Below are 20,338 nucleotides of genomic sequence, written 5' to 3'. Positions count from 1 at the left end.
CGCGGCGCCACCGCCCGGGCCGGCTGGGCTGGCTGGGCTGCCTGGGCTGGCGAGGCCGGCTGGGCTGGCACCACTGCCCGGTCGGTCATGCGGCCTCCTCCTCGGTGAGCTGGGAGAGCACGATCTCCCGATAGGTGGTGTTACCGGCCAGCAACTGGTGATGGGTGCCGGTACCGACGACCTCGCCGCCGTCCAGCACGATGATCTGGTCGGCCTCACGGATGGTGGCGACCCGCTGGGCGACGATCACGACCGTCGCGGCTGCGGTCTCCCGGGCGAGCGCCGCCCGCAACCGCGCATCGGTGGCGTAGTCGAGGGCCGAGAACGAGTCGTCGAACAGGTAGACCTGCGGACGGCAGACCAGCACCCGGGCGATCGCGAGGCGCTGGCGCTGGCCGCCGGATACGTTCGTCCCGCCCTGGGCGATCGCGGTCTCCAGGCCGTCGGGCATGGCCTCGACGAACTCCCTCGCCTGCGCGATTTCCAAGGCCACCCACAGGTCGGCGTCGGTGGCGTCCGGATTGCCGTAGCGCAGGTTGGTCGCGATGGTGCCGGAGAACAGGTACGGCTTCTGCGGGACCAGCCCGACGGTAGCGGCAAGCAACGCCGGGTCGAGCTCACGGACATCGACGCCGTCAACGAGGACACTCCCCTCGGTGGCGTCGGCCAGCCGCGGGATCAGGCCGAGCAACGTCGTTTTACCGCTACCGGTACCGCCGATGATCGCGGTGGTCTGGCCGGGCCGGGCCCGCACACTGATCCCGCGCAGCACCGGCTCCTGCGCCCCCGGGTAGCGGAACCCGACGTCTCGCAGCTCCAGCTCGCCGTGCCGGTCGAGGGAGCGCACCGGGTTCGCCGGCGGCAGCAGGGTGGAGCCGGTGACCAGCACCTCCTGGATGCGTTCCGCGCACACCTCGGCACGAGGAATCATCATGAACATGAAGGTAGCCATCATCACCGACATCAGGATCTGCATGAGATAGCTGAGAAACGCGGTGAGCGCGCCGATCTGCATCTGACCGGCGTCGATGCGGTGCGCGCCGAACCACAGCACGGCGACGCTGGAAACGTTCACCACTGTGAGCACCAGCGGGAACATCAACGCCATCAACTGGCCGAACCGCAGGGAGACGTCGGTCAGCTCAGCGTTGGCCATCCCGAACCGGCGCTGCTCGTAGTCGTCCCGGACAAACGCCCGGATCACTCGCAACCCGCTGATCTGCTCGCGCAGGATCCGGTTGACGGCGTCGAGGCGTTCCTGCATCGCCCGGCCCAAGGGCCGCATCCGGCTCACGATCAGCACGACGATCGTGCCGAGCACCGGCACGATCACGACCAGCAGGGCGGACAATCTGGCATCCTGGCGCAGTGCCAGCACGATTCCGCCCAGGCACATGATCGGCGCGGAGACCATCAGCGTGAAGCTCATCAGTGCCAGCATCTGGACCTGCTGGACGTCGTTCGTGGCCCGGGTGATCAGAGAGGGTGCCCCGAACCGGCCGACCTCGCGGACGGAGAACGACTGCACCTGGTCGAACAGTGCCGCCCGGAGATCACGCCCGAGCGCCATCGCCGTCTGGGCGCTGAAATACACGGCGGCGCCGGCACAGATGATCTGCACAGCGGCAACCCCGAGCATGATCCCGCCGATGCGCACAATATAGCCGACGTCGCCGGTGATCACCCCGTGGTCGATGATGTCGGCGTTCAGGGTCGGTAGATACAGGATGGCGATCGTCGCCACCAGCTGCAGGCCGACCGTTATCATGATCGGCCTGGTGTAGGGGCCAAGGTGGGCCCGCAGGATTCGGATCAGCATGCGGTCTCTCTCGGCAGCAGGGCAGATAGAACGAAGTACCGGACGGTGGCGCGAGGCTTTCATACCGCTGTATCGGCACGGGTCAGCGCCACGGCGCTGACCCGTGCCCGAAGCGGCCGGTGGCGGATTGCCGCCCGAGTGACGAAGGGCCGCAGCGCCGCCGACGCATACGAACACTACGAGCTGGACCCGGCTTCAGGTCAATGTATTTTCCGGGCATGGCCGGTCTGCCGCCCGCGCGACGGCGCCAGCCGCATACACCGGCTGCCGCCGTCGGCAATGGCATCGGCCAGGATGACGTCAACCGGGATGACGTCGGCCAGGATGGCCGGGAGCGGTTTCGCACCGTACGCCGCGAAACCAACGATCATGCGCCACGCACCTGGGTCCCGGCGCGCAGCCCGCCCGGTCGATCTTCGACGGCGGCGGGCGAAATCGCTGTCAGCCGCCGATGCCGAAACGCAGGGTGGCGAGTCCACCGACAATGAGGCAGTACACGGCGAATGGGGTAAGGGTACGGGTCTCGAAGTAGTTGGTGAGGAAACGCACGGAGAGGTAAGCGGCGGTCCCGGCGGCAAGCATCCCGACGATGACCTGGCCGTGAATGTGACTTCCGGCGCTGCCCGCGAGGGCCGGGAGTTTCAGGAGGCCAGCGGCGAGGATGACCGGGGTGGCGAGCAGGAAGGAGAATCGGGCGGCGTCCTCATGGTCAAGGCCGCGGAGCAGCCCGCCGACCATGGTGATCCCGGACCGGGAAATGCCCGCGAACAGCGCGAAGGTCTGGAACAGCCCGATGACGCCGGCCTCCCGGTAGGCGAGCCGGTCGAGACCGCGCCGCTCGGCGACCACCATGCCGTGACGCTCGATGATGCCATCGGCATCGGCATCGCCGCCGCGAGCCGCAGGCAGGGGACGCGCGCGGCGGGCTTCCGCGCTGCGGCGCAGCCGCTCTCCGGCAAGGAGGATGACCCCGTTGAGGGTGAGGAAAAGCGCGGCGGCCAGCGGTTTGGCGAACAGCGTCCGGAAGGTGTGCTCGAGAAGAAAGCCGGTGAGCCCGACGGGGATCGTGCCGATAATCAGCAGCCAGGCCAGCCGCTCGTCCGAGGTCGTCACGGTACGGCTGCGTAGACTGACCGCGAGGGCACGGATAATACGGGTCCAGTCGGACCGGAAGAAGACGAGCAGCGCGCCGGCTGTCGCTACGTGCAACGCGACGATGAACGCCAGATAGGGCGACTGTTCACTGGTTGAGGACGCCGATTCGGTAACAAGGTGCTTCCAGCTTCCGCCAATCACCGCGGGGACCAGCACGGAATGCCCGAGGCTGGACACCGGGAACAATTCGGTCACACCTTGCAGCAGCCCTGTGACAATCGACTGCATATAGGTAAGATCACTCATACTTCTTCTCGTCTCCAGGCTACGGGCGACCGGCAAGAGGGGGGACGCGGCATCGCGGGGCTGGGGCACGCCCCTCGTGCCGGGCGCGCTCATGAGTGCGGGGATGCCGACCGACCGCGACCGGCACCCATACCACAACGGACAGCTGATGGCCGATAACCGTCGGCCGGGAACCTGGCGCGCAATCCGGACGACAGACATATCGGGTCGCATCAGCCTCGGCACAGTCATCATCAACGATCACATCGCGCCCCCGCATGCGCCGAATGCGATGGAGTTACTACCGGCGGTAGATTACTACAACGCTGTCGTATACTACGACGAGACGTCGCTGCTACGGGAGACCGGGGGTTGCATGGGCGACCGGGCGGAAAACCGGCGGGCCCGTCGGGCGCGCGGCGCGCTGGAGCGCGAAATACTGGCCGCGCTGTGGGCTGCGGACGAGCCGGTGACCCCAGCCGTGATCCAGCAGTCTCTCGGGGGCGATCTCGCCTACACAACGGTGACGACGATCCTCACCCGACTGGCCGAGAAGGGGCTGGCGGAGCGGATACCGACCGGCCGTGGCTACGCCTGGCGGGCGCTGGCCGCACGGGAGGAGCTTGCCGCCCAGCAGATGAAGGCTCTGCTGGGCCGAGGTGAGACCCCGACCGCGGTGTTGCAGCGGTTCGTCGAACAGCTCAGCCCCGCCGAGGGCGCGGCCCTGCGCTCCCTGCTCGCCGCCCAGCCACCGCCCGCCGACGAATGACGTTCGACCAGCACAGGCACCGGCTTTGCCCAGAAAAATAATCTTTCACGAAACGGCTACGTTCGCCAGTTGACGCCACGCCAGCCGGCCAGGCATTGTCGACTCATGAAGTCGAGATTCCTCCTCGTGGCGTGTCGCTACGTGGACTACCGGCTTACCTCCAGCGCGCTCTGTCGCTGACCATTGTGACCGTCGCCGACGGCGGCGACCCACCCGATCTCTCTGGGTGGGTACCAGATACCGGGCCGGAGTTCTCTTTCGCGGCCTGGCTGGCGGCAGGCGCCTGACCGATGGCGTGAGACCAGCGTGGTGAGTCCGGCTGCCGCCGCACGTCCAGGCTGATCCGCGTGGCTCCGCCGGAGGCGCATCCGGAGCCAGGGCCGCAATGCCATCCCCGCTTCTCCGTGGGTTCGTGCCGCGGCTACGCGCCGTACAGACCTGCTCCCACTGCCATATCGCCATAACTGGCCGTCACGACGGCCGGCTGTCACCTCGTCGGCGCCTGACGCCGTTCCTCTACCGGTCACCCGTCCCGTCTTTGGAGGTACCCAGCCATGACCACCGCTTCACCTGTCGGCCTCGGTCTGGACACACCCACCGAAACCAGCGATCTGGCCGGGAAACGATGACCACGGCATCCCGCTCCCGGTCGCGTGTCCGCACGGGCAGCAGGCGCAGCCCGACAGACGCCGCCCTGATCGTCCGTCGGCTCACGACGCACCGGGACGGCTGGGCGCCGCTGGTCCGCTTCGACCCGAAGCAGCGGTGGTACACGCTGCTGGAGACAGCCGCCGACCATCAGGCATGGCTGTTGACCTGGCTCCCCGGCCAGTCCACCGACCTGCACGACCACGGCGGCAGCGCGGGTGCGTTCACGGTCGTGGCCGGCGTCCTGACCGAGTGGGCGGCTGGCTTCGGCCGGTGCGGACCGTCGCGCCCGGAAACAGCGGAAACACATGCCGGGGGCCGGGTCCGCTCCTTCGGTCCGGCTCACGTCCACCGCATCGGCAATACCGGCACCACCCCGGCGGTCAGCATCCACGTCTACACACCGGCCCTGGAGTTCATGCGGCGCTACGTCGTGGATCCGCGGGCGGGGCTGGTCGAGGTAGGTCGTGAGCAGGCAGGAGTGGACTGGTGACTCCCGTCCCATCACCCCCGGCGGGAGCGCGGACGATCGAACAGGTCCTCACCGACGCCCGAGCCAGGCTGACCCGGCTCACCGCCGCTCAGGCGGCCGAAGCCCGGCGGGAGGGCGCGATCATCGTTGACATCCGCCCGGCCGCGCAGCGCGCGCGTGAGGGAGGGATTCCAGGCGCGCTGCTCGTCGAGCGAAACGTCCTGGAGTGGCGCTTCGACCCCGCCAGCGACGCGAAGCTTCCCGCGGCCACCGGCTACGACCAGCAGATCATCATAGTCTGTTCGCAGGGTTACACATCCAGCCTGGCCGCGGCCTCCCTGCACGATCTCGGCCTGCGACGCTCCACGGACATCATCGGCGGGTTCCACGCATGGGCCGCGGCCGGGCTACCCGTACACCTCTAAAAACCCGCCGCGAGAAACACCGACGCCAGAGCGACCGGGGACGCGGGGACGCGGGGTTGGGGGCAGGCAGCTCACGTCATCGATCCCGGTCCATCGCCGCGCGATGCGCCTGCCCCAGCCCCACTCCTTGATCCACAGCCCTGTTGCCGGCTGTCTCAGCCGGCCAGCGCCGGCTCAGCGTCGGACGAGACGGGACCGGGCCGCGGTACGCCCATGTCGCGACGGCCGGGCAACGCCAGGCCGCCGAGCGCGCCGAGCCAGCACACACCGGCGGCGACCAGGCAGGCGATGTGCAGGCCGCTCATGAATGACGCGTTGACGTCGGTGACAAGTTGTTGGCTGACCGCCGGTGCGGCGTGGGTGGCTGTCGCGATCGCCGCGCCGACGGAGTCGCGGGCGGCGCCAGCGACCTCCCGCGGCAGCGCGGCGACGCTCGTACCGGCGAGCTGGTGGACGTAGATCGAGGTGAAGACGCTGCCGATGACGGCGACACCGAGCGTGCCGCCGGCCTCCCGGGTGGCGTCGTTGACGGCGGACCCGATACCGGCCTTCGCCGCCGGCAGCACGGACAGGATCGACTCGGTGGCCGGTGCGGTGGTCAGGCCGAGACCGGCACCCATGATCACCATCTGTGCGGCGATCCGCAGGTAGGACTCATAGGTCGCGGACACCGCGATCCAGGCGAACGCCGTGCCGAACAGCGTCAGCCCGGTGACGACAATGACGCGGGTGCCGAGGCGGCCGGCCAGCCACGCGCCGAGCACCGATCCGGCCGCAATGGTCAGGGCCACCGGCAGGATCCGCACGCCGGTCGAGACGGTGCCGTAGCCGCGGATGAACTGGAAGTACTGTGTGATCAGGAAGATGAACCCGAAAAGCGCGAAGAACGCGACGGTCACCGCGCCGCTCGCGGCCGAGAAGGCCGGCGTACGGAACAGGCTTACATCGAGCATCGGGTTCGCCCGGCGCCGCTCAACAGTGACGAACAGGGCGGCGATGATCGCCGTTGCGGTGAAACCGGCGATCGTCCAGAACGACGTCCAGCCGCGGTGCGGCGCCTCGATGATCGTGTAGACGAGAAGCCCGATGCCGGCCGACGAGGTGACCAGACCGGGCAGGTCCAGCCGGGCCGCGCCGGGGTCGCTGGACTCGGGCACGAGCACGACGGCGAGGGCGGCCGCGGCCAGCGCGACCGGGACGAGGGCGAGGAACACGCCGCCCCACCAGAAGTGAGCGAGCAGCAGCCCACCCGTGACGGGACCGACGGCGACCCCGAGGCCGGTGACCGCGCCCCACACGCCGATTGCCTTGGCGCGCTCGGCGCGGTCCGGGTAGGCGTTCGTGATGACCGACAGTGTCGTCGGGTAGATGAGCGCGGCGAACGCGCCCATGACGAAACGCACCGCGACCAGCGCACCGGCCCCGGTGCACACCGCCCCGACCGCGCTCGCGACGGCGAAGCCGGCGAGCCCGCCGATCAGCACCGGGCGGCGGCCGAAGCGGTCGCCGATCGACCCGGCGGTGAGCACGAGCGCGGCGAAGGCCAGGTTGTACCCGTCGACGATCCACTGCAGGTCGCGGGTGGTCGCGCCGAGCTGACGGGCCAGCTCGGGCAGGGCGACGTTGACGATCGTGGTGTCAAGGTTGATCGCGAACACGGCGAGGCAGACGGTCGCGAGAAGCGCGAGCCGGCGGCGGGAGCGCGGGGAAGGCATCGAGAGCACATCTCCTGAAGTTGACAGCGGCAACATTGACGAGCGTGCCATCCAAAGTAGACACTGTCAACATGCTGGCTGCAATCCCCCCACGCCCCTACCACCACGGCCAGTTGCGGGAGGCGCTCGTTAACGCCGGTGTCGCGCTGGCCCGAGCCGATGGCCCCGAAGCCGTGGTGCTGCGGGCGGCAACCCGCGCCGTCGGCGTCTCGCACAACGCGGCGTACCGGCACTTCGCCGACCGGGACGAGCTGCTGCGCGCCGTCTGCGAACGCTGCATGAGCCAGCTGGCGCTGCTCATGGAGCAACGGATCGACGCACTACCCAGCGACACCGACCCGGTGGTGACCGCCTGGGCCCGGCTCGACGCGCTCGGGCGGGCCTACGTGGAGTTCGCCACCACCGAACCCGGCTGGTTCCAGACGGCGTTCGCCGTGCCTCGTACCACGCGCGCGTTCGCGGTGGGCGAGGGAACGGGTGCCAGCGGGCTCGGCCCGTATGAGCTGCTCGGTAGCCGGCTCGACGAGCTGGTTGAGACCGGCGCGATCCCACCCGAACGCCGCCCCGGGGCCGAGTACGCCGCCTGGTCAGCCGTGCACGGTTTGTCGACGCTGCTCAACGACGGGCCGCTGCGCGACCTGCCCGACGCCGAGCGCGAACGTGCCTTGGGCACCGTCCTCGACGTCGTCGCCCGCGGCCTGTGAGGGCGGGCACGGCCAGCGGCGGGCACCTGCGCCATGGCGGAGCCGCTTTCCCCACGGCCGCCCGACCGCGCCGTCACCGTTCCGGTGGATATGCCTACCAGGAGTACAGCGGACGCGGCCACGATGCGATCAAACCGGTACGATCAATCATTTCCCAATTTTCAGCCAAGGGACCTGACATGGCGAACAAAGGCGGATCATCCACATTTGCGCACCACCGGGCCGGAGATCAGGATGAAACAGACAAAAAGGCGGACAAAAAGACAGGTATCGTCGCCGGAGCCAGCCCCGGCGGGTACCGCGTTGTCGTTCCAGGGGGTGGGGAAGACATTCCCGGACGGTACCCGGGCGTTGCGGGAAGTGTTCTTTACGGTACGTGATACCGAGATCGTGGCGGTGGTCGGGCCCTCGGGTTCGGGCAAGTCCACGCTGCTGCGCATCGCGTCGGGCCTCACCGAAGCGTCGACCGGATCGGTGGCGGTCGGCTCGGCCGTCCCCGGCTATGTCTTCCAGGACCCCACCCTGCTGCCATGGCGGACAGTCGAGGCGAACGTCGGCCTCCTCGCCGAGCTCGACGGCGTGGCGAAGGAGGAACGTCGGCGCCTGGTTGCCGACGCCATCGCGCTGACCGGGCTGGCGGGCTTCGAGCGGCACCGCCCGAAGGCATTGTCCGGTGGGATGCGCATGCGGGTCTCGCTCGCCCGCGCGCTCACCATGCGTCCGTCGTTGTTCCTGTTCGACGAACCGTTCGGCGCGCTCGACGAGATCACCCGGGAACGTCTCGGGGACGAGTTACTGCGGCTGTACACACGGGAACGTTTCGCCGGCCTGTTCGTCACGCATTCGGCGGCGGAGGCGGTCCTGCTCGCCACGAGAGTGCTGGTTCTCTCCGCTCGGCCGGGCCGCGTGCTGGCCCAGATCGAGGTGCCCTTCGACTACCCGAGGCAGGGAGGGCTGCGATTCGACACGGAGTTCACCCGGACCGCGCAGGCCGTTTCCGAGGCTCTACGGGAGTCGTTCGCGTGACCGCCGACGACGCTCCCCTGCCGCTGGCCCGGCCCTTGCCGCGGGTGTTCTCCCGCCTGGCCGGCGCGGCGCGGACGACGCTACCGCCGTTCGCTGTCCTGTGCGTGGTGGTCGGGGCCTGGTACCTGGTGAGTTATGCCTTCTTCGCCCCGCGCCGACGTTTCCTGCTACCACCGCCACATCAGGTGGTGATGGACGGATTTCTCGACTGGGCCACGTTCCACGAGATTCTTTCCGCGCTGGAGGCAACCGCGAAGGTCGCCGTCGTCGGCCTCATGATCGCATCAGCGCTGGGGATGACCTTCGCGGTCCTGATGAACCAGGCACGCTGGGTCGAGCGTTCGTTCTATCCCTGGGCGGTGCTGCTGCAGACCATTCCGATCCTGGCGGTTGTTCCGCTGATCGGTTTCTGGTTCGGGTACGGCTTCTGGCCCAGGACCATCGTGTGTGTCCTGATCGCGCTTTTCCCAATCATTACGAACACGCTGTTCGGCCTCCGTTCGGCGGATACCGGCCATCACGACCTGTTCACGTTGCGGCAAGCCAGCCGGTGGCGGCGGCTGATCTGGCTGGAGTTTCCCGGCGCTCTCCCCGCCGTCTTCACCGGGCTACGTATCTCCGCGGGCCTGTCGGTGATCGGCGCGATCGTGGGCGACTTCTTCTTCCGCCAGGGGGAACCCGGGATCGGCCGGCTCATCGACGGCTACACGCGGAGCCTGGAGTCCGGGCCGCTGTTTGCGGCGATCATCGTTTCCGCCCTTTTTGGTTTCGTTGTTTTCTGCTTGTTCGGCCTGGCGGCTCACCTGGTCGTCGGGCCCTGGTACGAGCCGGGGCAACGCCGGTGAGGTAATATCGCCCGCCGGGAGACAATGCCGTCAGGGGAAGCCGGCCCCCGTCCTTACATCTCGGCGATGACCCTGGCCAGGAAATCGGCGGCCTGGTCGGGCGCTGTACTGTCGATGCCGAGCCGGTTCATGACCTCCGAATAGCGGTACACGTCCGATGGCTTGTCCAGGTAGAGCGCATTCGTAAGATACTCGGAATAGACCACATCGGACAGATCCGGTTCGGCGAAACGCAGAATGCTGAAGGCGCCACCTTCCGCGACGTGGCCGCCGAAGGCAAAGGGCATCACCTGGACGATGATGTTCGGCCGCTTGGAAACCGCGATCAACCGTTCCAGCTGGGCGCGCATCACCGCGGGCTGGCCGATCGGGCGCCGCAGAGCCGCCTCGTCCAACACGGCCCACAGCCGGGGCGGATCCGGGCGGTCCAGTATCCTCTGCCGGCTCATCCGCATGTCGACCCGGCGTTCGACGTCCTTGACCGAAACAGCGCCCGGACCATCGCTTTGGGTAATGACGGTACGAGCGTAGTCCTCGGTCTGGAGCAGGCCTGGGATGAACTGGACCTCATAGGTCCGGATCAATGTCGCGGCGGTCTCCAGACCCAGGTAAAGCTCGAACCAGTTCGGCAGGACATCGGCGGAGGCGTTCCACCAGCCCGGCTGGGTGGACTGCCGGGACAGCTCAAGCAGCGGTGCCCGATCCGCCTCAGCGGTGACGCCGTAGAGGGTGAGCAGGTCGGCTACATCACGCTCCTTGAAGCCAACCCGCCCCAGCTCCAACCGGCTGATCTTCGATTCGGAGCCCCGGATCTCGTGCCCGGCCACCTTGCGGCTGATGCCTCGGGCCTCCCGAAGACGGCGCAGCTGAATGCCGAGCAGCATCCGGCCCACGGCCGACCCCCGGTCCGGTTGCCCTGTCACTGTGCTCCCCGTGTGTGCTCAGCGCCTGAGCATGATATTGATCCTCAGCGGTACTCAGAGCTTACGCGCGACACCGCAGAACGAATCCAGCGCAATGGGAACGCTTCCCGGAGCGGGCCGCCAAAAGTGGGTCGAGACCACACCGGGCTCGATCAGCTCAAGTCCGTCGAAGAACCGGACGATCTCTTCAACGCTGCGGTTGTAGTACCCGTGCCCACCGGGGCCTTCGCTGAGGGCCCGAACGGCCTCGTCAAGGACCGCGCCATCTCCCAGAGTCAGGTAGCTGCCCGCTGGCACCTCGTCGAGAAGCCGTCGCACAATCGCGTACGCCTCGTCGAAGTCCGCGACATTCCCCATGATCCCTATCAACATGAGCCCCACCGGCCGGCTGAAATCAAGGATTTCGGCGGCACCGGCGAGGATCCTTTCAGGATCATGGACGTCGGCGTCGATGTAAGCGGTGGCGCCCTCGCTGGTGCCGACCAGCAGAGCACGAGCGTGGAGCAGCACGAGCGGGTCGTTGTCGACATAGACGACACGCGCGTCCGGGGCGATCCGCTGGGCGATCTCGTGGGTGTTCTCCACGGTGGGCAGACCTGTACCGATATCGAGGAACTGGCGAATGCCTGCCTCGCCGGCCAGGTGGGTGACGGCACGGCGGAGGAAGGCCCGGCCCGCGCGGGCGATCTCGACAATCTCCGGATATATCTTAAAGTACCTATCCCCGTACTCGCGGTCAACTTCGAAATAGTCCTTACCGCCCAACCAGTAGTTCCAGACCCGGGCCGAGTGCGGCTTGGTGATGTCAAAAGTGGGGGGCGGGTAGTCGCTCATGAAAGTGACTCCAAGTCCGGGACGGTCGGTGGCGTCGCGCGGGGTGGCCGTGAGCTTCGAATGCCGCTGTAGCGCATGGCCGCAGGCTCTACAGCTCGCTACTTCAGGGAGATCGACCTGTCCAGGAAATCGTTGGTCACCAGATCCGCCGGTCTCAGCCCCGGTTTGGGCTTGGTGCCCTTGGCCTCGAAGACCGGCGCCAGCCGGTCGATGAGCCGCTGGACACGGGCAGTGTCAAAGCTGCCCAGCACCCCGTCAGTCCCGTTGGCAACCAGCCCGAGTTCCTTCAGCTTCGTGTCGGCATCCGCGAGCAGCCCGGGTGAAAGAGTGAAGCCGCTGGTGTCCAGCGAACCGACGACCTTGAGCAGGAGCTGGTTGGTCGGACCGGGGTCGGCAATATAGTCACGTTGCGCCCGTTGGAACAATGGCACGAGTTTGGCCAGGCAGGCACGGCTGGCCGCCAGCTTGTCCGGCCGGACGGAGAGCTGGGCCCGGTACACCGGGTACTCGTCATGGAGGAGCAGGTATCTCACTGGCTTGTCCCACGCCTTGACATCGTGTTCAAGCTGGTATGGCTCGTAGGTCACGAACCCCTGTTGCGCAATCTTGCCGTCGGTGGCGACAAACCGGTCAGGGGTGCCTTGGTAGGAGGTGTCCACCTGCGACCTGTTCAGCAGCCCCTCCCGGATGAAAACATCCGGGTAAACAGTCCCGCTCGCGCTGGCCAGCACCGTCACCCCCGCCCGGTGGATGTCGGCGACGCTGGTGAAGTTCCAGTCCGGATTCCCCCACAGGAGAACCTGCGGGTTCTTCTCATAGATCGAGAAGACCGCCACTGTCGGCGCCTTTCCCGAGTTCTGGATCGCCTCGTCCGTGCCGACGTCGCCGAGCAGGATGTTGTCGTCCTGAGCGAGCAGGGAGGACGTCGGTTGGAAGCCGACCGCCGGGCCACCAGCCCGGATCTCGAACGTGACGCCGGTAGCACCGAGCGGGCCGGTGATCCGGTTCTTGTTCCTGTCGATCACCGGGTTCGGCCCGAGGAGCTGGTAGGCGAACCCGTAGTCCGCACCCGGCCACCACGGCTCCTGGAAAACCACGGTGTCCGGGCAGATCCCCTTCAGCGGCGTGACGTATCGGGACGCGGCCGTTGATCCGGCGTTGACCGAAGCCCGCACGGCCGGTTCACTTCCCCCGCTGGAGCATGCGGCCAACATCAACATCAGCGCGACGACATACCCGCGCATGGTCACGGAAGGGCGACGGAACCCTGATATGCGCACAAGAACGGATGCTCTCAGACCGCGCGCATCACCGCTATAGCGGGATCGGGTTACGGTCGGCATTTTTCCCGTCGGAGATGCCCTGTAGTGCCGACCGCGCTGAGACCCGACGATGTCGGCGCGACCGGCTCGCTGGCACCGTTTCCGAACCATACCTGGAACGATCCTGATATCCGACCGGATCCACCGGCCGCCCAGCGTCAAGGATGTGAATCCGATGCGCCTGGGACACCAGGGAACAACATCGAATTCACATCCTTCGGCACTACCGCGAGCTGGTCAGCCGAGGGTCGCGATGGCCTCGTTGAAGCTCTTCGACGGACGCATGACGGCCGCGGCCATGGTAGCGACGGGCTGGTAGTAACCCCCGATGTCGGTTGGCGAGCCCTGAACCGCGAGCAGCTCGTCGACGATGGTCCGTTCCTGCGCGGTGAGCGTCTTGGCCAGGCCGGCGAACGCCTCCGCGAGACGAGCGTCATCGGTCTGTGCGGCCAGCTCCTGCGCCCAGTACAGCGCCAGGTAGAAGTGGCTGCCGCGGTTGTCGATGCCGCCCAGGCGGCGGCTGGGCGACTTGTCCTCGTTGAGGAAGGTGGCGGTCGCGCGGTCGAGGGTGTCGGCGAGCACCTGAGCGCGTGCGTTGCCCGTCGTCTGCGCGAGGTGCTCGAAGCTGACCGCCAGCGCGAGGAACTCGCCCAGGCTGTCCCAGCGCAGGTAGTTCTCCTTGAGCAGCTGCTGGACATGCTTGGGCGCGGAGCCGCCGGCGCCCGTCTCGAACAGGCCGCCGCCGTTCATGAGCGGGACGACCGAGAGCATCTTGGCACTCGTGCCAAGCTCCAGGATCGGGAACAGGTCGGTCAGGTAGTCGCGCAGCACGTTGCCGGTGACCGAGATCGTGTTCTCGCCCCGACGGATCCGCTCCAGGGAGAACGCGATCGCGTCCGTCGGCGCCATGATCTCAATCTGGAGTCCCCGGGTATCGTGCTCAGGCAGGTAGGCCCTGACTTTCTCGATCAGTTTCGCGTCATGCGCACGGTTCTCATCGAGCCAGAAGACCGCTGGGTCGCCGGTGGCACGGGCACGGGTGACGGCGAGCTTCACCCAGTCCCTGATCGGCGCGTCCTTGGTCTGGCACAGACGGACGATGTCGCCAGCGCCGACCACCTGCTCCAGGAGCACGGTGCCGGCCGCGTCGACGGCCCGTACCGTGCCCGCGGTGGGAATCTCGAAGGTCTTGTCGTGGCTGCCGTACTCCTCGGCCTGCTGTGCCATCAGGCCGACGTTGGGCACCGAGCCCATCGTCGCGGGGTCGAAGGCGCCGTTCGCCCGGCAGTCATCGATGACAACCTGGTAGATGCCGGCATAGCTGCTGTCGGGAAGAACCGCGAGGGTGTCCGCCTCCTGGCCGTCCGGACCCCACATGTGACCGGAGGTACGGATCATAGCCGGCATGGAGGCGTCCACGATGACATCGCTGGGCACATGCAGGTTGGTGATGCCGCGGTCGGAGTCAACCATCGCCAGGGCAGGGCCGTCGGCCAGCTCGGCGGCGAAGGAAGCCTTGATTCCTTCGCCTTCGGGCAGGGGTTCCAGGCCCTTGAGGATGCCACCAAGCCCGTCGTTCGGAGTCAGCCCTGCCGCGGCAAGCGTCTCACCGTAGGCTGCGAAGGTCCGCGGGAAAAAGGCCCGCACCACGTGGCCGAAAATGATCGGGTCGGAAACCTTCATCATCGTGGCCTTCAGGTGTACGGAGAACAACACGCCCTCGGCCTTGGCACGGGCGATCTGTGCCGCCAGGAACTCACGCAGCGCGGCCACGCGCATGACGGAGGCGTCCACGACCTCGCCCGCCAGCACCGGTACGGACTCACGCAGGACGATGGCAGCGCCGTCCTCACCCAGCAGCTCGATGCGCAGCGAGCCGGCTTCGGTGATGACTGTGGACTTCTCCGTGGCACGGAAGTCGTCAGCGCCCATGGTGACAACGTTCGTCTTCGAATCGGAGCGCCACGCGCCCATCCGGTGCGGGTGGGTCCTAGCGTAGCTTTTCACCGACGCGGGAGCGCGGCGGTCGGAGTTGCCCTCGCGTAGCGCCGGGTTGACGGCGCTGCCCTTGACCTTGTCGTAACGGGCGCGGATCTCCCGCTCCTCGTCGCTCTTCGGGTCGTCCGGGTAGTCCGGCAGCGCGTAGCCCTGCCGCCGCAGCTCAGCGACCGCCGCCTTCAGCTGCGGCATCGAAGCCGAGATGTTCGGCAGCTTGATGATGTTCGCCCCAGGCGTCTTGGCCAGCCCACTGAGCTCGGCGAGCGCGTCGTCGACACGCTGGGCCTGCGTGAGATACTCGGGGAAGCTGGCGATGATCCGCCCTGCCAGGGAGATATCGCGGCTTTCGACTCTGACACCGGCCACCTGGGCGTATGCCTGGACCACAGGCAGGAACGAGTACGTCGCCAGGGCCGGGGCCTCGTCAGTGTGTGTATAGATGATGGTCGAATCAGTCACCGATACTCCGCTTCGTGTCTACTTCGTCTCGCTATCATGGTATGTTCAGCTCGCCTCGATACCCTGATAACGGATACGGGTGTGTACTAGTGGTCACCGATGTGCCGACAAGCCGACGAGCATCGGCTTCGGACGTCGGCTCGGAGCCTCCACCTGGGCATGCCGCTGCGCTCCTTGATTCCTGCCACACCGACGGGGTCCACGTCCCCACAACCGTATGTGTCGGACTGATCGCATAATATTGACCGATCGGACAATCGGTTGGGACGTTAATAGCAAGTTCTCTCTGCTGGTGTGGGCTGACGGCCACGCCGATGACCACACCGACCGTCGGCCTGTACGCGGTGGTCCTGCTGTGGCTCCCCCGGGGATGCGTCATCGCCAGTGGCGGGGGGCTCCGTCACCGACACGACCGACGCGACCGATTGCGGGCGGGCGGCCAGGCACATGGAGTCAACCAACGTCGCCCTCACTCGCCTGCGGGTACGCCCGGGCAGCCCGGACCGCCTCACGTCGCTGGCCGGTCACCCGATGCGGGCTGGCTGTCACGATACGAGGGAGCAACGCAACGGTAACGAACGCTCAGGCGTGTCGGTGACACGTCGCCAGGCAGTTCCGATGGTCAGCGACCGGCGGGAAGGGATGCGCGGTTTGCCCCGGTCACCTTGCCCGGCTAGAAACCCCGCATTCCGCAGGCATCCTGACGGGCCAGCTCCAGGTCAGGAGCGGGAGTATCGAACCAGCTGCCGTCTGCTCCAGACAGCAGCGTGCCGGCGGTCAGTGACGAGACGGGCTGGTGGGCTGACGGGAAAGTCAGCGCGGCGACCGGGGCAGGCATCGGCTGCGCGGCGATGCTGATCCCAGGCGGGGGTGGCGGTGGGGATCCGGTGCCCGGGTCGATCGGCATGCCCGCCATGGCGTCGATAGCCGGCCGCGTCGGTATCCCGTCCAGATCGCGCAGCTGGATCTCCAGGTAGGAGCCCAGCCGGGCACGGTAGTCACGTTCGAAGGCCAACAATTGCTCAACCTGGTCTTCCAACCGGCGCTTGTCGTCGGCAAGACCTCCGAGCTGCTCGGCAACGTACGCGCGGGCCTCATTGACGATGCGCTCCGCGTCGGCATGGGCGTCCCGGCGGGCACGCTCGCATGCGTCACGGGCCTGCTGCGACAGCTCGTCGGCGGTGCGCTGCGCCAGCATGAGGGTCTGGGTGACACGCCGCTCGATCTCGGTATCCAGCTGGGAGCCCGGGACGTGGGCCGCGGCCTGGACGGCGGCCGGCTGGGGAGCGGGAGGTTCATCCACCGCGGCCCGGGCCACCTGAGCGCTCCGGTGCTGTGCCTCCTCCAGCTGCCTGCGCAGTTGCTGGTTCTCCTGCAGCAGCTGCGTGGGAACAGCGGAACTGCCGCCGCCAGCGCGGCGGGCCTCGTCGAGCTGCCTGCGTAAGTCGGTGTTCTCGTCCAGGAGTCTCGTGAGTTCGTCCTCGACGTCGTCGAGGAAGGAGTCGACCTCGTCCTCCTTGTAGCCGGTGCGGAACCGGGTCGGGCTGAATACCTTGTTCTGTACGTCCCACGGGGACAGAGCCATGTCGCCTCCTCATGACGCGGCATCGGCCGCTTCCCCGAATAACCAGTGCCGCCCGCACGGTCATCAGGACCGCCACGGGTCAGGCACCCTTCCCGCGGCTGCATAACGGGTCGTGGTGTCCCGGTGAGGACGGGAGCGCTGCTGCTACGGGGGGGAGCGGCATGCCCCGCACGCCTCACCGGGACAGTTCTGACCGTAACGGGCTTCTGCTCGGCCCGGCACCCCCACCTGGACACCCCCACCTGGACGGCGGCGGGCTCACGGCGATGTTGATACCGCCGGCATTTCCCGTAGCTCCAAACGGAGATATCCGTCTGGAGCTGGCGGCGGCTCGCCTGTGGCGGGGCTGGCGTACGCACGAAGTCAGGACTTGTTCCCCGTCTGCTTCTTTGTCATCATCGTCAGATCGCCAGATTGGAGTCCACTGAAAGGACTGAGAACGCGCCCGGCCACCGCTGAACAGATTGCGGAAATCGAGGCACCCGCCACGGAGGAGAAACAAAATGAGCGAAAAAATGTGCGCGTCCTGCGGCACATTGATACCGGACAAAAATGATCAATACTGCTCGCGCGAGTGCGGGAGAGCCGGCCGCGGCGGCTCGGCACCCGTTGCATATCTTGATTTCCTGGAGAAAGAAAACGACAAAAATGATGTGATAGCCATGCTTGTCCAACTGTCAAAGAAGTCGGGCTGGCAACGCCTCGAAGCATCCATCGACAAGGATGGAAAAATCGGCGGATACTGCATGCTGCCACTCAGCGGGGAGAAAATAAACACGGCCGCGGCACGCCGGAACGGAAAATACCCGAACGTCATCGGCCCCCTTGTGAATCTGCTCATCCGGTCCGGATGGAAACGACTGGAAATCCTCCGGGAACCGGGGCACGCTCCCGGCGGCTTCTGTGAGCAGGCGGACGGCAGTCCCGTGTACATCCTGGCCACGCACCTACAGCCGTAACCCGCTGCTTGGCCGCCGGCATGGGTGGCTGCGCTCGAAGGCATCCTGCCACCCCTCGTGGCGGCTGCTCGGACAGCCCACGGGCCCGAGCGTCGCGGCGACGATGTGTCGCGGCTGGCGATGTCGCAGCTACAGCCGGACGGCCCCAAACCGGCTTCCGACTATTGCGGCGGCCACCACGATCGACGGTCGATCCGTTCCCCTCCTCCGCTTCTGTGGGCCGGACTCGGTCCGCCACCGACGAGGCGTACTCCATAGCGATCATCCCCTAGGCCGGTAGGCCGGACGGACACATCCCTTGACGCGTTCCGGGTGGCATCGATCATCCCTTGCGCCGGCGGGCCGAACGGGTCATGAACTGACCTGTAGCACGCAGCATGTGATCATCCCTGCTGCCGGTGGGCCGAGCCCTCTCCGGTCTGGGTTATGGTACGGGGGGATGCCTGCGCATCACTGCACTGGGGTGACCCACCAGTCGGTGGGCCTTCCCGCATCGACGTGCCCCGCGTCACCGTCCGAACCGGACGGATCGGTCTCACGGGCGCTCCGCGGGCGTTTTCTGTCTCCCCCCTATCGGAGGCGACAGCGAACCGGGCAATGGCGCGCGCGGTGTTCACGTCACGATCCATCGACAGTCCGCAGGCCGTACAATGGAACACCCGTTCGGACAAGGCCAGCGTGGTTTTTGCCGTACCACAGGCCGAGCAGGTCTTATTCGATGGATATCCATGGTCGACAATAGAAATCCTACTGCCATACCAGACGGTCTTGTAATCGAGCTGCCGGCGGACCTCGCTGGGAGAGACGTCACGGAGCACGCGGTTGAGACCCCGTCTGGGCCGGCGGCCCGCCCCGGCTTTGCTGCCGGTTCCCCGAGCCGGATGGGTCATGCCGGCGGTCTGCAGGTCCGGCACTGCCACCATCGCCCAGCCGGTCGCGAGGCGTTTCGTCAGGCGATGCATATCCGTCGACCGGCGGGCCGCTTCCAGGTGCTGCAGGCGTGCCAGCCGGCGCTGTGCCTTCCCGCGTCGCCGGGAGCCCTTCAGCGTCCGGGCGACGGCGCGGGACGCCTTCGCAAGCGCGCGGGCATGCCGGGCTTTCGCCCGTTGGGTGAAGAACCGCTCGCCTGTGGACAGGGTGACAGGAGAGCGGGCCCCGAGGTCGATCCCGACCGTGCCAGCGGTCCGCTGGGCACGGTTCGGCGCTGGCAGCGCAATCCACTCACGGACCAGCACGCTCGCGTACCAGCGATGTGCCCCCCGCGAGACCGTCACCGACTGGATGACACCAGATCTGCGATCGAGTGCGCGCATCAGCCGTTTCAGGCTGTCGTGGGTACGGACCTCACCAATCCGCGGCAGCAACAGCCGCCGGGTGGTGACCGGTCGGATCGTCGGTCTCTTCACGTCATGGTGCAGCCGGAAACTATCCCGTGAACGGCCCTTCTTCTTGAAGCGGGGGTAGCCGACCCTGCGTCCCTTACGTCGGCCCGCCAACGAGTCCAGCCATGCCTTCCATGCCATGTCCGCGTCGAGGAATGCTGACTGAAAGGCATATGTCGAAACGACGTGCCACCACGGGCATACGCCCGCGACGCCCTGCCGATCATCACCCTTGATCTTGTTGAGTGCCTTCTGAATAGCCGGCTTGGTAGGCGTGGGAACCCTGACCTGCCGGCGGGCGTCTTCCTCGGACGCACCCGCCGCCACCAATGCGGCAACCGCGCCCTTCCACTGTTCCCGTGCCGCCATCTTCACGGCGAGCGCATGATTGAACGCCCATCGCGCGGCACCCGCATGCTGAGCGAGTGTCAATTCCTGGGTTGGATTGGGATCAAGAGTGACACGGTAAGCACGCAGGATCTCGACGGGCTCAGTCACCTTAGGACTCCGCACGGGCTGGTGGCCTCACACCTACAGCCTGTCCCAGAGCCGACATGTCGGATAGCTCCAAACGGAGGTCTCGCTAAGGAGATCTCCGGGCAGAGACAGCGAACAGCCCCAGAACCGGACACACTGCCGATATCGGGGGCTGGGCCCGGCTGGTGAACGCCGCTATATCCTGTTTCCGCAGCGGGACGCCTCAGGAGTAAAACGGGTACCGTCGTCAGTGACTTTGACAAACGACAGGCACTTGTTCATCTGACCGAAACTCGCGGTCATGTCGAGAGGCGCGGGCAGCAGGCCGTTGGCGTTGTAGTCCCGGACGGCTCGAAAGCCGTGGATGAACTGTTGCCGGGTGGGACAGCCACCAGCCTCCTGCAAACCGCGGATCATCATATCCGCGGAGATCCAGCCGGACAGCGCGCCGCCGTTGGTCGAAGGCTGCAGCTGCGGGGCGTACATATCCATAGCGTGCAGGAACTCCCGGTGCGCGGGAGCGTCCAGCTCAAACGGGGTGGTGCCCAGGAAATAGGAGGTTCCGGCGAGCTGCCGGCCGTACTTCTGGAGCAGGC

The 20,338-nt window shown here is 66.9% G+C and carries 18 protein-coding genes; 7 read left to right on the top strand and 11 right to left on the bottom strand.

Annotated features, from left to right (window positions below):
* Positions 1 to 85 precede the first annotated feature (85 nt).
* The 3 genes from MJ797_RS14355 to MJ797_RS14345 form a co-directional block, all read right to left on the bottom strand.
* Positions 86 to 1,819, bottom strand: coding sequence for an ABC transporter ATP-binding protein (locus tag MJ797_RS14355; RefSeq protein ID WP_239334991.1), 1,734 nt, complete (start codon positions 1,817 to 1,819; stop codon positions 86 to 88).
* A gap of 200 nt (positions 1,820 to 2,019) precedes the next feature.
* On the bottom strand, positions 2,020 to 2,190 hold the full coding sequence (locus MJ797_RS14350) for a hypothetical protein (RefSeq protein WP_239334989.1): 171 nt from the start codon (positions 2,188 to 2,190) through the stop codon (positions 2,020 to 2,022).
* Between the two features lie 70 nt (positions 2,191 to 2,260).
* A complete protein-coding gene (locus MJ797_RS14345; RefSeq protein WP_239334987.1) occupies positions 2,261 to 3,220 on the bottom strand; it encodes an undecaprenyl-diphosphate phosphatase in 960 nt (319 codons plus the stop codon).
* A 271-nt stretch (positions 3,221 to 3,491) separates the two neighbouring features.
* On the opposite strand from MJ797_RS14345, the gene MJ797_RS14340 reads away from it, so the two are divergent.
* The 3 genes from MJ797_RS14340 to MJ797_RS14330 all read left to right on the top strand — a co-directional run bounded on the left by MJ797_RS14340 (position 3,492) and on the right by MJ797_RS14330 (position 5,513).
* Complete coding sequence (locus MJ797_RS14340; RefSeq protein WP_239334985.1) at positions 3,492 to 3,968, top strand: BlaI/MecI/CopY family transcriptional regulator; 477 nt, start codon at positions 3,492 to 3,494, stop codon at positions 3,966 to 3,968.
* A gap of 625 nt (positions 3,969 to 4,593) precedes the next feature.
* Positions 4,594 to 5,109, top strand: coding sequence for a cysteine dioxygenase family protein (locus MJ797_RS14335; protein WP_239334983.1), 516 nt, complete (start codon positions 4,594 to 4,596; stop codon positions 5,107 to 5,109).
* Positions 5,106 to 5,513, top strand: coding sequence for a rhodanese-like domain-containing protein (locus MJ797_RS14330; RefSeq protein ID WP_239334981.1), 408 nt, complete (start codon positions 5,106 to 5,108; stop codon positions 5,511 to 5,513). Before MJ797_RS14335 ends, MJ797_RS14330 begins: the two co-directional genes overlap by 4 nt.
* A 155-nt stretch (positions 5,514 to 5,668) precedes the next feature.
* Here MJ797_RS14330 and MJ797_RS14325 read toward each other — a convergent pair whose 3' ends face one another.
* Positions 5,669 to 7,228: an MFS transporter gene (locus MJ797_RS14325; RefSeq protein WP_239334979.1), complete on the bottom strand. Its 1,560-nt coding sequence runs from the start codon at positions 7,226 to 7,228 to the stop codon at positions 5,669 to 5,671.
* Between the two features lie 44 nt (positions 7,229 to 7,272).
* Here MJ797_RS14325 and MJ797_RS14320 point away from each other — a divergent pair, with 44 nt between their 5' ends.
* The 3 genes from MJ797_RS14320 (at position 7,273) to MJ797_RS14310 (ending at position 9,803) form a co-directional block, all read left to right on the top strand.
* Positions 7,273 to 7,932, top strand: coding sequence for a TetR/AcrR family transcriptional regulator (locus MJ797_RS14320; protein WP_239334977.1), 660 nt, complete (start codon positions 7,273 to 7,275; stop codon positions 7,930 to 7,932).
* A 234-nt stretch (positions 7,933 to 8,166) separates the two neighbouring features.
* On the top strand, positions 8,167 to 8,958 hold the full coding sequence (locus tag MJ797_RS14315; RefSeq protein ID WP_239334975.1) for an ABC transporter ATP-binding protein: 792 nt from the start codon (positions 8,167 to 8,169) through the stop codon (positions 8,956 to 8,958).
* Complete coding sequence (locus MJ797_RS14310; RefSeq protein ID WP_374582221.1) at positions 8,955 to 9,803, top strand: ABC transporter permease; 849 nt, start codon at positions 8,955 to 8,957, stop codon at positions 9,801 to 9,803. Before MJ797_RS14315 ends, MJ797_RS14310 begins: the two co-directional genes overlap by 4 nt.
* Positions 9,804 to 9,856: 53 nt before the next feature.
* On the opposite strand, the gene MJ797_RS14305 is transcribed toward MJ797_RS14310, so the two are convergent.
* The 5 genes from MJ797_RS14305 to MJ797_RS14285 all read right to left on the bottom strand — a co-directional run bounded on the left by MJ797_RS14305 (position 9,857) and on the right by MJ797_RS14285 (position 16,924).
* Positions 9,857 to 10,726 carry a helix-turn-helix domain-containing protein gene (locus MJ797_RS14305; protein ID WP_374582219.1) on the bottom strand — a complete coding sequence of 290 codons (870 nt, stop codon included), beginning with the start codon at positions 10,724 to 10,726 and terminating at the stop codon, positions 9,857 to 9,859.
* 54 nt (positions 10,727 to 10,780) lie between these two features.
* Positions 10,781 to 11,560, bottom strand: coding sequence for an SAM-dependent methyltransferase (locus MJ797_RS14300; protein WP_239334973.1), 780 nt, complete (start codon positions 11,558 to 11,560; stop codon positions 10,781 to 10,783).
* Positions 11,561 to 11,658: 98 nt separating this feature from the next.
* A complete protein-coding gene (locus tag MJ797_RS14295) occupies positions 11,659 to 12,804 on the bottom strand; it encodes a hypothetical protein (RefSeq protein ID WP_308128321.1) in 1,146 nt (381 codons plus the stop codon).
* Positions 12,805 to 13,119: 315 nt separating this feature from the next.
* Positions 13,120 to 15,339: an NADP-dependent isocitrate dehydrogenase gene (locus tag MJ797_RS14290; protein WP_239334971.1), complete on the bottom strand. Its 2,220-nt coding sequence runs from the start codon at positions 15,337 to 15,339 to the stop codon at positions 13,120 to 13,122.
* A 673-nt stretch (positions 15,340 to 16,012) separates the two neighbouring features.
* Complete coding sequence (locus tag MJ797_RS14285; protein ID WP_239334969.1) at positions 16,013 to 16,924, bottom strand: DivIVA domain-containing protein; 912 nt, start codon at positions 16,922 to 16,924, stop codon at positions 16,013 to 16,015.
* A gap of 503 nt (positions 16,925 to 17,427) precedes the next feature.
* On the opposite strand from MJ797_RS14285, the gene MJ797_RS14280 reads away from it, so the two are divergent.
* A complete protein-coding gene (locus MJ797_RS14280; protein ID WP_239334967.1) occupies positions 17,428 to 17,883 on the top strand; it encodes a hypothetical protein in 456 nt (151 codons plus the stop codon).
* A 383-nt stretch (positions 17,884 to 18,266) separates the two neighbouring features.
* Here the strand turns inward: MJ797_RS14280 and MJ797_RS14275 are convergent, their stop codons facing one another.
* Positions 18,267 to 19,763, bottom strand: a complete 1,497-nt coding sequence (locus tag MJ797_RS14275; RefSeq protein ID WP_239334965.1) for a transposase — start codon at positions 19,761 to 19,763, stop codon at positions 18,267 to 18,269.
* Between the two features lie 174 nt (positions 19,764 to 19,937).
* A partial coding sequence (locus tag MJ797_RS14270; protein WP_239334963.1) for an ABC transporter substrate-binding protein occupies positions 19,938 to 20,338 on the bottom strand: 401 nt, incomplete at its 5' end.

This window comes from Protofrankia sp. CiP3 (genome assembly GCF_917627345.1).
Lineage (GTDB): Bacteria > Actinomycetota > Actinomycetes > Frankiales > Frankiaceae > Protofrankia.
This window is presented reverse-complemented; position numbering and strand designations above follow the sequence as displayed.